Raw genomic sequence first — 14,843 nt, 5'->3', positions numbered from 1 at the left:
GCTTCACGTGGTGGGTTCGGGCCGACGGGGGCAGGCTGGAGGGCATGGAGTACACGAATCTCGGACGGACGGGGTTGTCCGTCTCCAGCCTGTGCCTCGGCACGATGAACTTCGGTCCCGAGACGTCGGAGGCCGACAGCCACGCGATCATGGACCGCGCCCACGAGCACGGCATCAACTTCTTCGACACCGCGAACGTCTACGGCTGGCAGAAGGGGGAGGGGGTCACCGAGCAGATCATCGGCCGATGGTTCGCCTCCGGCGGGGGCCGCCGGGAGAAGACGGTCGTCGCGACCAAGCTGTACGGCAGCATGGGCGACTGGCCCAACGACGAGAAGCTGTCCGCGCTGAACATCCGCCGCGCGGCCGAGGCGTCCCTCACGCGGCTGCAGACCGACCACATCGACCTCTACCAGATGCACCACGTCGACCGGGACACGCCGTGGGACGAGATCTGGGAGGCGTTCAGCGTCCTGCGGCAGCAGGGCAAGGTGATCTACTTCGGCTCGTCGAACTTCGCAGGCTGGCACATCGCGCAGGCCCAGGAGGCGGCGCGGAACCGGCACTTCGTCGGCCTCGTCAGCGAGCAGTCGATCTACAACCTGATGACGCGCTGGGTCGAGCTGGAGGTGCTGCCCGCCGCGAAGCACTACGGCCTGGGCGTCATCCCGTGGTCGCCGTTGCAGGGCGGCCTGCTCGGCGGCGTGCTGCGCAAGCAGCGGGAGGGCGGCGCGTCGCGCAGCGCGAACGAGCGCTCGGCGGCCCTGCTGGAGAAGCACCGCGACGCGATCGAGGCGTACGAGAAGCTGTGCGCCGACCTCGGCGAGGACCCGGCGAACGTCGGCCTGGCGTGGCTGCTGCACCAGGACGGCGTGACCGCCCCGATCATCGGCCCGCGCACCGCGGCCCAGCTCGACGGCTCGCTGCGCGCGGCGGAGCTGACGCTCGACGCCGAGGTGCTGGCGAGGCTGGACGAGCTGTTCCCGGCCCCCGGCCCGAACGGCAGCAAGCCCGCCCCCGAGGCCTACGCCTGGTAGTCCGGGTGCGGGCCGCTCGCGACGACGGGGACTACTCGTCGTCCTCGTCGTCGCGAGCCAGGTAGGTGGCCAGCCGTTCGACCGGGGTCTCGAACTCGGGGTTGGCGTCGACGAACGAGCGGAGCTTGTCGGCCAGCCAGGCGAGGGTGACCTCCTCCTCGCCCCGGCGCTGCTCCAGCTCCTCGATGCCGCGATCGGTGAAGTACATGCTGACCTCTCGGGAGAAACGGACGAGCCGCCGGACCTCGGGGAGGTCCGGCGGCTCGTGCTGCTGCTGAGGACCTACTCGAACGCGGTGGTGATGATCTCGCGCTGCTCGACCTCGTGCACCTTCGACGACCCGGCCGACGGCGCGGCCATCGGACGGCGCGACACGCGGCGGATCGAGTAGCCGGGCAGGAGCTCGTTCAGGTGCAGACCGTAGAACGGCCACGCGCCCTGGTTGGCGGGCTCCTCCTGGACCCAGCGGATCTCGGTCGCGTTCGGGTAGCTCTCCACGGCCTCGCGCAGCTTGCGCTTCGGCACCGGGTAGAGCTGCTCGACGCGCACGACCGCCGTGTCGCTCTTGCCGCGCTTGGCCTGCTCGGCCGCCAGCTCGTAGTAGATCTTGCCGCTGCACAGCAGGATCTTCTCCACGGCCGACTTGTCGACACCGCTCGGGTCGTCGATGACCGACTTGAACCGCTCCTCGGTGAAGTCCTCCACCGGGCTGGTGGCGGCCTTGAGGCGCAGCATCGACTTCGGCGTGAAGACCACCAGCGGCCGGTTCACGCCGTCGAGGGCGTGGCGGCGCAGCAGGTGGAAGTAGTTCGCCGGGGTCGACGGCACGGCGATCGTCATCGAGCCCTCCGCGCACAGCTGGAGGAACCGCTCGATGCGACCCGACGTGTGGTCCGGGCCCTGGCCCTCGTGGCCGTGCGGCAGCAGCAGCACGACGTCGGAGACCTGGCCCCACTTCGCCTCGCCGGACGAGATGAACTCGTCGATGACGGGCTGCGCGCCGTTGACGAAGTCGCCGAACTGCGCCTCCCAGAGGACGAGCGCGTCCGGGTTCGCCACGGAGTAGCCGTACTCGAAGCCCAGCGCCGCGAACTCCGACAGCACCGAGTCGTAGACCATGAACTTGCCCTGGTCGTCGGACAGGTTCTGGATCGGCGTGTACTCGGCACCGGTCTTGCGGTCGATCAGCACGGCGTGGCGCTGCGTGAACGTGCCGCGCCGCGAGTCCTGACCGGCCAGGCGGACCAGCCGGCCCTCGTCGGTGAGCGAGCCGAACGCGAGCAGCTCGGCGAACGCCCAGTCGATGCCGCCCTCGCGCGCCATCTTCGCGCGCCGCTCCAGCACCGGCTTGACGCGCGGGTGCGGCGTGAAGCCCTCCGGCAGGTTGACGTGCGCGTCGGCGATGCGCTCCAGCACCTCGCGGCTCACGCCGGTCGGCAGCTTGGCGGGCACCTGCTGCTCGGCCTCCACCGAGGGGCTCGCCTTCGCGGGGTGCTTCTCCAGCTCGCGCACCTCGTTGAAGACGTGCTCCAGCTGGCTGGAGAAGTCCTGCAGAGCCTTCTCCGCCTCTTCGACGGAGATGTCGCCGCGGCCGATCAGCGACTCGGTGTAGGTCTTGCGGACGCTGCGCTTGGTGTCGATCACGTCGTACATCGCGGGCTGCGTCATCGAGGGGTCGTCGCCCTCGTTGTGACCGCGGCGGCGGTAGCAGACCATGTCGATCACGACGTCCTTGTTGAACGCCTGCCGGTAGTCCACGGCCAGCTTCGCGACCCAGTAGCACGCCTCGGGGTCGTCGCCGTTCACGTGGAACACCGGCGCACCGATCATCTTCGCGACGTCGGTGGAGTACTTCGACGAGCGCGAGTTCTCCGGGGCGGTGGTGAAGCCGACCTGGTTGTTGACCACGACGTGCACGGTGCCGCCGGTGCGGTAGCCGCGGACGAGCGCCAGGTTCAGCGTCTCGGCGACCACGCCCTGACCGGCGAACGCGGCGTCGCCGTGCATCGCGACGGGCAGCACGGAGAAGCCCTCGCCGCCCTTGTCGAGGATGTCCTGCTTGGCGCGGACGATGCCCTCGAGGACCGGGTCGACGGCTTCGAGGTGGGACGGGTTCGCGGTCAGCGACACCTTGGTCTCACCGTCGCCGAACATGCGGAAGTACTTGCCCTCGGCGCCGAGGTGGTACTTCACGTCGCCGGAGCCGTGCGCCTGACCGGGGTCGAGGTTGCCCTCGAACTCGCGGAAGATCTGCGAGATGGGCTTGCCGACGATGTTGGCGAGCACGTTCAGCCGGCCGCGGTGCGGCATGCCGATGACGACCTCGTCCAGCTCGTGCTCGGCCGCCTTGTCCAGCACCGCGTCCAGCAGCGGGATGACGGTCTCGCCGCCCTCCAGCGAGAACCGCTTCTGCCCGACGTACTTGGTCTGCAGGAACGTCTCGAACGCCTCGGCCGCGTTGAGCTTGGAGAGGATGTACTTCTGCACGGTGGCCGGGGGCTTCTCGTGCGGCACCTCGACGCGCTCCTGGATCCAGAGGCGCTCCTCCGGCTCCAGGATGTGCATGTACTCGACGCCGACCGTGCGGCAGTAGGAGTTGCGCAGCACCCCGAGGATGTCGCGCAGCGTCATCTTGTCCTCGGCGGCGAAGCCGCCGACGGGGAACTCCCGGTCCAGGTCCCACAGCGTCAGGCCGTGCGAGAGGACGTCGAGGTCCTGGTGCTTGCGCTGGCGGTAGTTCAGCGGGTCCGTGTCGGCCATCAGGTGGCCGCGGGTGCGGTAGGCGTCGATCAGCTCGATGACGCGCGCGGCCTTGTCGACGGCGCCCTCGGCGATGTCGGCGACCCAGCGGATGGGCTCGTAGGGCAGCCGCAGCGACGTGAAGATGTCGTCGTAGAAGCCGTCCTCGCCCAGCATGAGCTGGTGGACGCGCTTGAGGAACTCGCCCGACTCCGCACCCTGGATGATGCGGTGGTCGTACGTCGAGGTCAGCGTGATGATCTTGCTGACGCCCATGTCGGTGAGGGCCTGCTCGCTGGTCCCCTGGAAGTGCGCGGGGTACTCCATCGCGCCGACGCCCACGATCGTGCCCTGACCCGCGGTCAGCCTCGGCACGGAGTGGTTCGTGCCGATCGTGCCGGGGTTGGTCAGCGAGATCGTGGTGCCGGAGAAGTCCTCCGCGGTCAGCGCGCCGCTGCGGGCCTTGCGGATCAGGTCCTCGTAGGCCTGCCAGAACTGCGTGAACGTCATGTTCTCGCAGCCCTTGACCGACGCCACGACGAGCGAGCGCGAGCCGTCCTTGCCGGGCAGGTCGATCGCCAGGCCGAAGTTGACGTGCTCGGGCGTGACGACGTGCGGCTTCCCGTCGATCTCGGCGTAGTGCCGGTTCATGTTCGGGTACGCCTGGAGCGCGCGCACCACCGCGTAGCCGATCAGGTGGGTGAAGGAGACCTTCCCGCCCCTGGTCCGCTTCAGGTGGTTGTTGATCACGATCCGGTTGTCGGCGAGCAGCTTCGCGGGCACGGCGCGCACGCTCGTCGCGGTCGGGACCGTGAGCGAGAGCTCCATGTTCTTCGCGATGGCCGCGGCCGCGCCCCGGAGCTGCTTGCGCTCCGCACCGGCGGCCGGCTTGACGGGCGCTGCCTTGGCGGCCTGCTGGGGAGCGGGCTTCGCGGCGGGCTTCGCGGCGGGCTTCGCGACCGGTGCCGGCGCGGGCGCCTGCTTCGGTGCGGGCGGCTTCTCGGCCGTCGTGGTCTTCGTGGAGGTCGCCGAACCGTTGTCGTCCGATGACTGGCCCGCGGAGGTCGTCGCGGCGGCGGCGGTCGCGGCCGGGGCGGAAGCCCCGTTCCCGGACGATCGCTGCGCCGGCTTGTAGTCGGCGAAGAAGTCGTGCCACGCCGGGTCTACGGACGACGGGTCGGCGAGGAACTGCTCGTACATCTCCTCGACCAGCCACTCGTTGGGGCCGAACTGTGACGCAGGACTGCTGCTGGACACGGCTGGCGCTCGCCTCTATCCATCTCGCTAGTTGTGTTGGCTCGCTGCAAGGCTAGTCCCCTCGGAGCAGCACTTCACACGGAGGAGTCGCACGGCAACGAGTGCTCCGTCACAGGATCGATCACGATGACACGTCGTGTCAGGACCAGTTGAGCATTGCTTGACGTTCGACGTCGCGAACGCGTCAGGCGGCGGCCTCCCCGAGCGTCCCGTGCTTCCACAGCCGGGCGTACGCGCCGCCCGCGCGCAGCAGCTCGGCGTGCGGTCCCTGCTCGACGATCCGACCGTCCTCCACGACCACGACGCGGTCCGCGCGGGCCGCCGTGGCGAGCCGGTGCGCGACCACGAACGTCGTGCGGCTGCCCGCCAGGTGATCGCTCGCGGCGAGCACGGCGGACTCGGTGGCGGGGTCCAGCGCGGCCGTCGCCTCGTCCAGCAGCAGCACGTCCGGGTCGACCAGCTCCGCCCGCGCCAGCGCCACGAGCTGACGCTGACCTGCGGAGAGGCCCTGGCCGCGCTCGCCGACCTGCTGGCGGAACCCCGCCGGCAGCGCGGCGACCACGGGCATGGCGCCCACCGCCCGCACGGCCGCCTCGATCTCCGCGCGGCTCGCGTCCGGGCGGCCGTAGGCGACGTTCTCCGCGACGTCGCCGCCGAACAGGTGCGCCTCCTGCGGCACGACGCCGAGGCGCTGCCGGTAGGTGGGGAGGTCGTAGGAGCGGACGTCCACACCGTCGACGAGCACCTGCCCGCCGGTCACGTCGTAGAAGCGGGCGACGAGCTTCACGAGGGTCGACTTGCCCGCGCCGGTCGCTCCGACGAGTGCCACCGTCTCGCCGGGCGCCACGCGCAACGACACCCGGTCGAGGGCGGGCCGATCGGTGCCGGGATAGCGGAACGTGACGTCGCGCAGCTCCACCTCGCCGCGCAGCCGGCCCGTCAGGGGCACCGGGTCCGGCGCCGGGGGCACCGACGAGGGGGTGCGCAGCAGGTCGCCGATCCGCCGCAGCCCCACCCGCGCCTGCTGGTAGCCGTCGAACACGCCGGAGAGCTGCTGGATGGGCGAGAAGAACAGTCCCAGGTACAGCAGGAACGCGAGCAGCACGCCCGGCGTGAGGTCGCCCGTCGCGACCCGGTGCGCGCCCACGGCCAGCACCGCGACCTGCGCGAGCCCGGAGAGCATGGTGACGAACGGGAAGTAGGTGGCGATGTAGCGCTGCGCCCGCATCCGCGACCGCCGGTAGGCGTCGCTGCGCTCGGCGAACGCCTGCGCCGAGTGCCCCTCCCTGGTGTGGGCCTGCGCCACCCGCAGCCCCGACACGTTCTCCTGGAGGTCGGCGTTGACGGCGCTGACCCGCTCCCGCGCCTCGGCGTACGCCCGCGACGACAGGCGCTGGAAGATCACCGTGGCCACCAGCAGCACGGGCAGCACGGCGAGCGCCACCAGCGCCAGCGACGGGTCGGTGACGATCAGCGCCAGCGCGATGCCCACGACGGTCAGCAGGCTCACCGCGGCCGTGACCAGGCCCGTCTGGAGGAACGTCGACAGGGCGTCCACGTCCGTCGTCATCCTGGTCATGATCCGGCCGGCCATCTCGCGCTCGTAGTAGTCGAGCCCGAGCCGCTGGAGGTGGGCGAAGCTGCGGACCCGCAGCAGGTAGAGCGACCGCTCGCCGACGCGCGCGGTGAGCAGCGTCGTCGTGCCGGTGACCAGCCAGCCCAGCGCCACCAGCACCGCGCCGAGCGCCGCCACCCGCCACAGCGCGTCCGCCGAGCCGCCCACCACGCCGTCGTCGACACCGCTGCGGATCAGCGACGGCAGCGCGATCGTCACGGCCGAGTCGAGCACCACGAGCAGGCCCACCAGCAGCATCGCGCCGAGCACGGGCCGCAGCAGCCGCCGCAGCCGGAAGCCGGGGTCGGGCGCGGTGGGGTCCTCCCCGCCGGTGTCGGGCACCTCGTGCGCCTCGGGCAGCGCGCGGACCTGCGCGAGCAGCTCGGGCGTCGGCGGCCCGCCCGTCAGCGCCGCGCTGCCGCCACCGCCCTGCACCCGACCGCCGGCGCGGGACGCCCGCCCGCCCGCGCTCGCCGACCGGTTCGCGGCGCGCTCGATCAGCTCCTGCTCGGGGTCGAGGTCGGGCCACAGCCGTGCCGGGTCCTCCGCCTCCGCGGGACGCGGCTCCTCGATGGCCTCGCCCGGCCCGGCCAGCAGCTCCCGGAACAGGGCGCAGCGGGCCTGCAGCTCGGCGTGCGTGCCGACGTCCACGACCCGGCCCGCGTCGAGCACGGCGATCCGGTCGGCCAGTGCCAGCGACGAGCGGCGGTGGGCGATCATCAGCGTGGTCCGCCCGGCCGTGACCGAGGCCAGGGTGCGGTGGATCGCCGCCTCGGTGGTGTTGTCCACGGCCGAGGTCGCGTCGTCCAGCACCAGCACGCGCGGGTCGGACAGCAGCGCCCTGGCCAGCGCCACGCGCTGCCGCTGCCCACCGGACAGGGTCAGCCCGCGCTCGCCCACGAGGGTGTCGTAGCCCGCCGGCAGCGCCTCGACGAACTCGTGCGCCTCCGCGGCCCGCGCGGCGGCGCGGACCTCCTCGTCGGTGGCGTCGGGCCTGCCGTAGGCGATGTTGGCGCGGACGGTGTCGGAGAACAGGAACGCCTCCTCGAACACCACGCCGACCGCGCCGCGCAGCGACGCCAGGCGCAGCTCGCGCACGTCGACGCCGCCGACGCGCAGCGCGCCGGAGTGCACGTCGTAGAACCGGGGGAGCAGCAGCGACACCGTCGACTTGCCCGACCCGGCCGTGCCGACCAGGGCCAGGGTCTCGCCGGGGTCCACCCGCAGCGTCACGTCGCGCAGGACCGGGTCGCTGCGGGTGTAGCCGAAGCTCACCCCGGACAGCTCGACGCTCACCGGACCGGCGGGGACGTCCACCGCGTCCGGCGCGTCGGCCACGTCGGGCTGGGAGTCGATCAGCTCGTGCACCCGCTCCACCCCGGCCCGCGCGAGCTGCGCGCTCACCATCAGGCTGGACAGCAGCCGGGCCGGACCCACCAGGCCGGCCACGTAGGTCGCGAACGCGAGGAACGTGCCGAGGCTGACCTGCCCGCGCAGCGCCATCCAGCCGCCGAGCGCGAGCACGGCGACCTGGCCGATCGCGGGCAGCGCGGTGAGCGTCGCGGTCGGCCTGGCGGTGAGCCGCGCGGCGCGCATCCGCTCGGCGAACAGGCTGCGCGCCTCGTCCTCCAGCCGGGTGACCTCGCGGCCCTCCTGGCCGAAGCCCTTGACGACCCGGACGCCGGTGACGTTCTCCTCGACGTGCTGGGCGAGGTCGGCGGCGCGCTGCTGGGCCGACCACGCGGCGGGGAACAGGGTGAGGCGGCTGCGCGCGGCGATCACGCCCACGGCGGGCGCGACGACCAGCGCGACGACCGTGAGCAGCGGCGACAGCCACACCATCGCGGCGATCGAGGCCACCGCGAACACGACGGTGCCGATCGCGAGCGGCGTCATGGACAGCAGGCTCTGCACGAGCTGGAGGTCGGTGATCGACCGCGACACGACCTGGCCGGTGCGCAGCACGTCCTGCTTGGGGCCGTCCAGCCGCTGCACGGCGGCGAACACACCGCGCCGCAGGTCGTGCTGCACGTCGAGGGCGAGCCTGCCGCCGAGGTAGCGGCGCAGGAAGCCCGCGCCGAAGGACAGCAGCTCCAGCGCCGCCAGACCGGCCGCGAGCGCGATCAGCCGCGACGTCTCCCCGGCCACCGCGTCGTCGACCGCGACCTTGACCAGCAGCGGGGCGACCGCCTGGAGGCCCACGCCGAGGACCGCGGCCACCACCGACAGCACCACGAGCGAACGGTGCCGCCAGCAGGCGGCGGAGAGGCGACGGATCCAGCCGGGCGCGTCGGACTCCGTGACGGGTGCTGTGCTCACCAGCTCAAATTACGCCGGACCACCGACGTTCTCAGCTCGGTCGTGCGACGCCCCGGACGACGCGAGGGCCGCCGCCGGACGTCCGGCGGCGGCCCTCGCGAGAGCGGTTCAGACGGATCAGGTGACGTCCTTGCGCTGGGTCACGGCCCAGCCGCCCAGGAAGAACAGCGCCGTCCACACCAGGAAGATCAGCGCGCTCAGGTACCAGTCGAACGCGCCGCCCGCGCCCGCCACGATGCGCAGCGCGGCGAGCAGCTCGTCCGGCACGACACCCGCGGTGTCCACGAACAGGTCGACGGCGATCGACCCGGCGATGCCGTTCACCGACCCGTTGGGCAGGAAGCCGATCAGGCTCGACAGGTCGTTCGAGGCGAGCACCAGGCTGAGCCCGTTCTCGACGAGCAGCATGTAGAGGAGCAGCACCACGGTCGTGCCCACGACGCTGCCCATCAGCGCGCCGACGCCGACGCCGAACATCGTCATCAGGATCGACGACAGGACCCCGGCCCCGGCGAGCGCGAACCAGCCGGCCGCGTCGGGGAGCTGGCCGGAGTCCGAGGTCAGGACGACGCCGATGGCCACGGACACCACGATCGCGAGGCCGTACAGCGCGCCCCAGGCGATGTAGACGAGCATCTTGGCCGTCATCGACATCACGCGGTTGGGCGCGGTGAGGAACGTCGTCGTGATCGTCCTGCGGTTGATCTCGTTGGAGATCGCCAGGCCGCCGAAGATCATCGGGAAGATCGTGGCGACGTTGATGCTGCGGGCGATCCCGAACAGCGACACCTGCCACTGGTCGGGGGAGACGCCGAGCAGGTCGCTGAAGTCCTGCACGTCGGACTGGCTCACCAGTTCGATGAAGCTGCTGCCGATGGCGCCGGTGGCGAGGCCCCAGCCGAGGGCGAGCAGCACGGTCGGGATCAGCAGACCCCACCAGAGACCGGTGGTCGTCGTCTTGCGGAACTCCGACTTCAGCAGCTGGCCGATCACGCGTTGTCCCCCTGTCCCGACTGTCCCCGCTGGTCCTGCCCCGGCTGCTGGTAGCCCTGGTCCTGCTGCCCCTGGTACGGGTCCTGACCCGCCGGAGGCGTCTGCGGCGGCTGGTACCCGCTCTGCTGGTACGGCTGCTGCTGGTAGCCCTGGTGCTGCTGGTAGGGCGACGGCTGCTGGTACGGCTGCGGCGGCTGCTGCTGCTGGTACGGCTGCTGCGGCTGCTGCTGGTACGGCTGCGGCACCCCGCCGCTGGGCGGAGCGTAGTAGCCGCTCTGCTGCGGCGGCGGAACGTGGTAGCCGGTCTGCTGCGGTGGCGCGTACTGCTGCTGGTACGGCTGCGGCGGCGGCTGCTGGCCGTACTGCTGCACGCCCGGTGCCGCGTACTGACCGCTGGTGAGCTGGAAGAACAGCCGCTCCAGGTCGACCTTCTCCTCCTGGATGCCGTAGATCGACACGCTCGCCTTGAGCGCCACGTCCGCGACCTGCTTGGAGTCCACGCCGGTGACCGCGAGCCTGCCGTCCTGCAACTGCTCCACGGCCGTGACGCCGTCCTCGCGCAGCGCCGCGACCAGCGCGGCGCCGTCCGACGGCTGCACCAGCACGCGGCTCTGCTGCGACTTGCGGAGCTGGTCCAACGCGCCGTAGTACATCGTCTGCCCGCGGCTGACGATCACCACCTGGTCCACGGTCTGCTCGACCTCGGCCAGCAGGTGACTGGAGATCAGCACCGTGCGGCCGCTGCGGGCGAAGGACTGCAGGAACGTCCGCAGCCAGGCGATGCCCTCCGGGTCCAGGCCGTTCGCGGGCTCGTCGAGCACCAGGATCTGCGGATCGCCCAGCAGGGCCGTCGCGAGCGCCAGGCGCTGCTTCATGCCCAGCGAGAAGCCGCCGGCCCTGCGGTCACCGGCCGCGCCGAGGCCGACCAGGTCCAGGACCTGGTCCGCCCGCTGGTCCGGGACGCCGATCGCCGACGCGTAGACCCGCAGGTGGTTGCGGGCGGTGCGCTTGGGGTGGAAGCCCTGCGCCTCCAGCACCGCGCCCACGACCCTGCCGGGGTTGCCGAGCTGCTGGAACGTGGTGCCGTTGATCAGGCCCCGGCCCGAGGTGGGCGTCACCAGGCCGAGCAGCATGCGCAGCGTCGTCGTCTTGCCCGCGCCGTTGGGACCGAGGAAGCCGGTGACAGATCCCGGTTCCACGGTGAAGCTCAGGTTCTGCACCGCGGTGATCTGACCGAACTGCTTGGTCAGCTGCTCCACCACGATGCGGCCACTGCCGTCGTGCACGCGTCCCTCCCCCGTTGCGGGCTGTGATCCGGGCGATTCTCGCCCGGGCCCGTCGGGTGAAGGACCGCTTCGCGCGTTCGAGATCGCCTCGTGACGCCATCCTGCCCTACGGCGTTCCGCGCACTCGATCAGTCCGGCAGTGCGTGACGGGGACGGCTCCGCACCGGCGCCCGGTGCGCTCCCGCCGCCTGCTCGGCGGGCACGACGGGGATCTCCACGGTGACCTCGGCGGGGGACTCCTCCGGGACGTCGGGGGGCGGTTCGACCTCGGGGGCGGCGATCACCGGCGTGCCCAGCGGGGGTGTGTCGACCTCGTCCGGCACGACGGGGACCTCCGGCGGGGCGACGAGTTCCGGCACGACCTCCCCGGCGGGCGACCGGTCCCTGCGCAGGGCGTCGCGCAGCGGACGGCGGCGCTCGCGGTGCGGGGTGCCGTCGCCGACGAGGTGCTGGTGGGCCATGCCCCACACCTGGCAGGGCCAGCGCCTGCGGCGCAGCCAGCCGGGGCACGCCCTGCACCGGCCGTCGTCGTCGGGCTGGTGCACGGTGAGCAGCAGGCGCCAGCCGTCGGCGAGCCGGTGGATCTCCGCGCGGGCCAGCGGGACGAGTGTCGCCGCCTCGCCCTTCTCCGCGGCTTCGTCGAGGTCGGTGAGCCGCTCCAGCACGGCGTTGCGCAGGGTCTCGTCCACGGTCGTCACGTCGTCGCCGGTCGCTGGTCCTGCCCGGAGTTCGCCGCCGCCCGGTCCAGCAGGCTGTGCAGCCGCCGGGTCTGGGTGGGCGACATCACCGCCGCCTGACCGGGCGGGGACACCAGCAGAACGCGGTCCTGCTCCACCAGAACCGTCATCGACCGGTCCCTGCCGAACGGGTCGTGGCAGTCGATCCAGCCCTGTGGTTCAGCCATGTGATCTCCGTTCCTCCTGCGTGTCCGCGGCGCGGCACGCGGCTGTCCATCCACCACCGATGATCTTTTCGCTGCTCGGGGACGCCACTTGCACAGGAGTCATCGGCCACCGGGCCTCCCCGGCGTACCGGTCGGGTGCGGAATTCACTCGTTCGCCTGAGGCTCGAACACGAGGAGTGGTCTGATGCGCACAGAATTTTCCGGTCCCAATCGGCGGGCCCTGTGGGCATCCGGGGCCGATGTTGTCTAAGCTTGTGGTGGCGGCCCGCTCCCAGTGACCCCCAGGCTGGTTGAGCGGGTCGCCCTTCTACATCTTCCGCAACCCCCCAGGACCGTCTCCTGGCACGCTGATCCGGAGGCGGTGTGGCCGAGGCACGGCACGACCCCCTGCTGCGCAGCGTGTGGCTCGCCCCGCCGCGGTCGGGCGCGGGGAACCAGCCGGCCGGGCTCAGCCGCGACCTCGTGGTGAGCGCCGCCGTCGAGGTCCTCGACGGTCACGGCCTGGGCGCGCTGTCGATGCGCAAGCTCGCCGCGCAGCTCGGCGTGGCCCCGATGTCGCTGTACTGGCACGTGCCGACGAAGGACGCGCTGCTGGAGCTGGCGCTCGACGCCGTCCACGGCGAGGTGGCCCCCGTGCCGGCCGGCGTGCCGTGGCGGGAAACGGTGCCCGCGCTGCTGGCCGGGACGCGTGCGCTGTTCCGGCGGCACCCCTGGCTGGCCGCGCTCCAGGGCCGGTACCCCAACATCGGGCCGAGGGCGCTCGCGCTGACGGAGTCCCTGCTCGCCGCGCTGCGCGCCGACGGCATGTCGGTCGCCGAGGCCGGCCGCGCGGCCAGCACCCTGACCAGCTACGCCGTCGGGTTCGTCGTCGCCGAGCTGAAGTGGTTCGAGCGCGTCGCCGTGCTGGAGACCCACGCGCAGGAGCTGAAGCAGGAGTGGGTGCCGCGCGTCGTGGGCCTGGTGGAGGAGTCCTTCCCGCACTTCGCCGACCAGCTGCGCGACGCGACCCTGTGGTCGACCGACACGCAGTTCGACTACGGCGTGGCGTGCGTCGTGGCCGGGATCGCCAGCGGGACCGGGCGCGTGCCCGGCCCCGCCGCGACCCCCTGACCTCAGAGCACCTGCTCCAGCGGCGTGTGCGCCAGGCCGGTCGCCTCGGCGACGGGCAGGTTCGTCAGCTGGCCGTCGTGGGTGTTCAGGCCCAGCGCGAGCGCGCGGTCGGCCCGCAGCGCCGCCTCCCAGCCCCGGTCGGCCAGCGCCACCGCGTGGGGCAGCGTCACGTTGGTCAGCGCGTAGGTCGACGTGCGCGGCACGGCGCCCGGCATGTTGGCCACGCAGTAGAACACCGCGTCGTGGACCCGGTAGGTCGGGTCGTCGTGCGTCGTGGGGCGGGAGTCCGCGAAGCAGCCGCCCTGGTCGATCGCGATGTCGACGAGCACGGCGCCCGGCTTCATCTGCGCCACCAGTTCGTTGCTGACGAGCTTCGGGGCCTTCGCGCCGGGCACCAGCACCGCGCCGATGACGAGGTCGGCCTCGCGCACGGCCTGCTCGACGGCGAAGCGGCTGGAGGCGAGCGTGCGCAGCCGGCCGCCGAACTGGGCGTCGAGCTGACGCAGCCGGTCGACGTTGGTGTCGAGGATCTCCACGTCGGCGCCCGTGCCGAGCGCCATGGTGGCCGCGTTCATCCCCGCGACACCGCCGCCGATCACGACGACCCGCGCCGGGTGCACGCCGGGCACGCCGCCGGGCAGCACACCGCGCCCGCCGGAGGGCTTCATCAGGGCGAACGCGCCGACCTGCGGGGCGAGCCGGCCGGCCACCTCGGACATCGGCGCGAGCAGCGGCAGCGCGCCGTTCGCGGTCTGCACCGTCTCGTAGGCGATGGCCGTGGTGCCCGCGGACACCAGCGCGCTGGTCAGGGGCGTGTCGGCGGCGAGGTGCAGGTAGGTGAACAGCACCTGCCCGGAGCGCAGTCGCGGGTACTCCTCGGCGACGGGCTCCTTCACCTTGAGGACCAGTTCGCCCTCGGCCCACACGTCGTCGGCCGAGGGCAGCACCTTGGCCCCGGCCGCGGTGTACTCGTCGTCGGTGACCGCCGAGCCGACACCGGCCCCGGCCTCGACGAACACCTGGTGGCCGCGACTCGTCAGTTCGTGAGCGCCGGCGGGCGTGAGCGCGACGCGGTACTCGTGGTTCTTGATCTCGCGGGGTACGGCGATCCGCACGGTCGGCTCCTTACGAACTGCGAGGTCAGCGGTGGTACTGATCACCAAGGTGCGCCATCGCGGACCCGGTGTCATCGTGCGGACGCCACTAGGGGACCCCGGTCGCGTAGTGCTGCCCGAACAGCGGGAGACGCGGATCACGCGCGTCCGGGCCGCGCCGTCGCGCACCGCGTTGACAGGGGTGGGAGCGGCACATAGCTTTCACCTCGTTCGCCCAACTGAAGACCGGCCGAGGCGTCGCGTGCGACGCCACAACCCGAGCGGGAGAGACCCTGGGCGTTTCCAGGGCGCCGAAGGAGCAAGTACCCCGCACACTCTCAGGCAGCAGGAACCGCTCGGGCGAGGCGACTCTGGAAAGCGCGCTCCACGCGTGCACCCACGGTGCAAGCCGCGTTCGCGCGGTGAAGCTCTCAGGTCCCAGGACAGAGGGGGAGTCCCACCGAGCGGTCGGCGCGTGCCGGCCCAGAC

General features: G+C 72.0%; 10 protein-coding genes and 1 riboswitch. Of the genes, 2 read left to right on the top strand and 8 right to left on the bottom strand.

All coding sequences use genetic code 11. From position 1 onward, the window contains the following. Window positions 1-44 precede the first annotated feature (44 nt). Window positions 45-1,037, top strand: coding sequence for an aldo/keto reductase (locus IMZ35_RS03610; protein WP_199439383.1), 993 nt, complete (start codon window positions 45-47; stop codon window positions 1,035-1,037). Between the two features lie 31 nt (window positions 1,038-1,068). Here the strand turns inward: IMZ35_RS03610 and IMZ35_RS03605 are convergent, their stop codons facing one another. The 7 genes from IMZ35_RS03605 to IMZ35_RS03575 form a co-directional block, all read right to left on the bottom strand. Further along, window positions 1,069-1,245 carry a DUF6104 family protein gene (locus IMZ35_RS03605; RefSeq protein WP_199439382.1) on the bottom strand — a complete coding sequence of 59 codons (177 nt, stop codon included), beginning with the start codon at window positions 1,243-1,245 and terminating at the stop codon, window positions 1,069-1,071. A 74-nt stretch (window positions 1,246-1,319) separates the two neighbouring features. Continuing rightward, window positions 1,320-5,033, bottom strand: coding sequence for a multifunctional oxoglutarate decarboxylase/oxoglutarate dehydrogenase thiamine pyrophosphate-binding subunit/dihydrolipoyllysine-residue succinyltransferase subunit (locus tag IMZ35_RS03600; RefSeq protein ID WP_199439381.1), 3,714 nt, complete (start codon window positions 5,031-5,033; stop codon window positions 1,320-1,322). 184 nt (window positions 5,034-5,217) lie between these two features. Continuing rightward, a complete protein-coding gene (locus IMZ35_RS03595) occupies window positions 5,218-8,967 on the bottom strand; it encodes an ABC transporter ATP-binding protein (RefSeq protein ID WP_199439380.1) in 3,750 nt (1,249 codons plus the stop codon). Window positions 8,968-9,084: 117 nt separating this feature from the next. Beyond that, on the bottom strand, window positions 9,085-9,960 hold the full coding sequence (locus tag IMZ35_RS03590; RefSeq protein WP_199439379.1) for an ABC-2 transporter permease: 876 nt from the start codon (window positions 9,958-9,960) through the stop codon (window positions 9,085-9,087). After that, window positions 9,957-11,246, bottom strand: coding sequence for an ABC transporter ATP-binding protein (locus IMZ35_RS03585; protein WP_199439378.1), 1,290 nt, complete (start codon window positions 11,244-11,246; stop codon window positions 9,957-9,959). Before IMZ35_RS03585 ends, IMZ35_RS03590 begins: the two co-directional genes overlap by 4 nt. Window positions 11,247-11,374: 128 nt before the next feature. After that, window positions 11,375-11,944, bottom strand: a complete 570-nt coding sequence (locus IMZ35_RS03580) for a hypothetical protein (protein WP_199439377.1) — start codon at window positions 11,942-11,944, stop codon at window positions 11,375-11,377. Further along, window positions 11,941-12,150, bottom strand: coding sequence for a hypothetical protein (locus tag IMZ35_RS03575; RefSeq protein ID WP_199439376.1), 210 nt, complete (start codon window positions 12,148-12,150; stop codon window positions 11,941-11,943). Before IMZ35_RS03575 ends, IMZ35_RS03580 begins: the two co-directional genes overlap by 4 nt. 363 nt (window positions 12,151-12,513) lie before the next feature. Between IMZ35_RS03575 and IMZ35_RS03570 the strand changes: the two genes are divergently transcribed. Next, a complete protein-coding gene (locus IMZ35_RS03570) occupies window positions 12,514-13,260 on the top strand; it encodes a TetR/AcrR family transcriptional regulator (RefSeq protein WP_199439375.1) in 747 nt (248 codons plus the stop codon). Window positions 13,261-13,262: 2 nt separating this feature from the next. Here IMZ35_RS03570 and ald read toward each other — a convergent pair whose 3' ends face one another. Further along, entirely contained in the window at window positions 13,263-14,375 is a 1,113-nt protein-coding gene (ald, locus tag IMZ35_RS03565) for an alanine dehydrogenase (protein ID WP_199439374.1), read from the bottom strand. Between the two features lie 251 nt (window positions 14,376-14,626). Then, window positions 14,627-14,719: riboswitch (glycine riboswitch) on the top strand. Window positions 14,720-14,843: the final 124 nt, after the last annotated feature.

The sequence above is a fragment of the Umezawaea beigongshangensis genome (assembly GCF_016464305.1).
Taxonomy (GTDB): domain Bacteria; phylum Actinomycetota; class Actinomycetes; order Mycobacteriales; family Pseudonocardiaceae; genus Umezawaea_A; species Umezawaea_A beigongshangensis.
The sequence above is the reverse complement of the archived record's forward strand: the minus strand, read 5'-3'. Positions and strand labels throughout refer to the sequence as shown.

Bases quoted from the DNA above. Each gene is read 5' to 3' on its own strand.
- IMZ35_RS03610 (WP_199439383.1), top strand. From the start codon at position 45: ATGGAGTACACGAATCTCGGACGGACGGGGTTGTCCGTCTCCAGCCTG.
- IMZ35_RS03605 (WP_199439382.1), bottom strand. From the start codon at position 1,245: ATGTACTTCACCGATCGCGGCATCGAGGAGCTGGAGCAGCGCCGGGGC.
- IMZ35_RS03575 (WP_199439376.1), bottom strand. From the start codon at position 12,150: ATGGCTGAACCACAGGGCTGGATCGACTGCCACGACCCGTTCGGCAGG.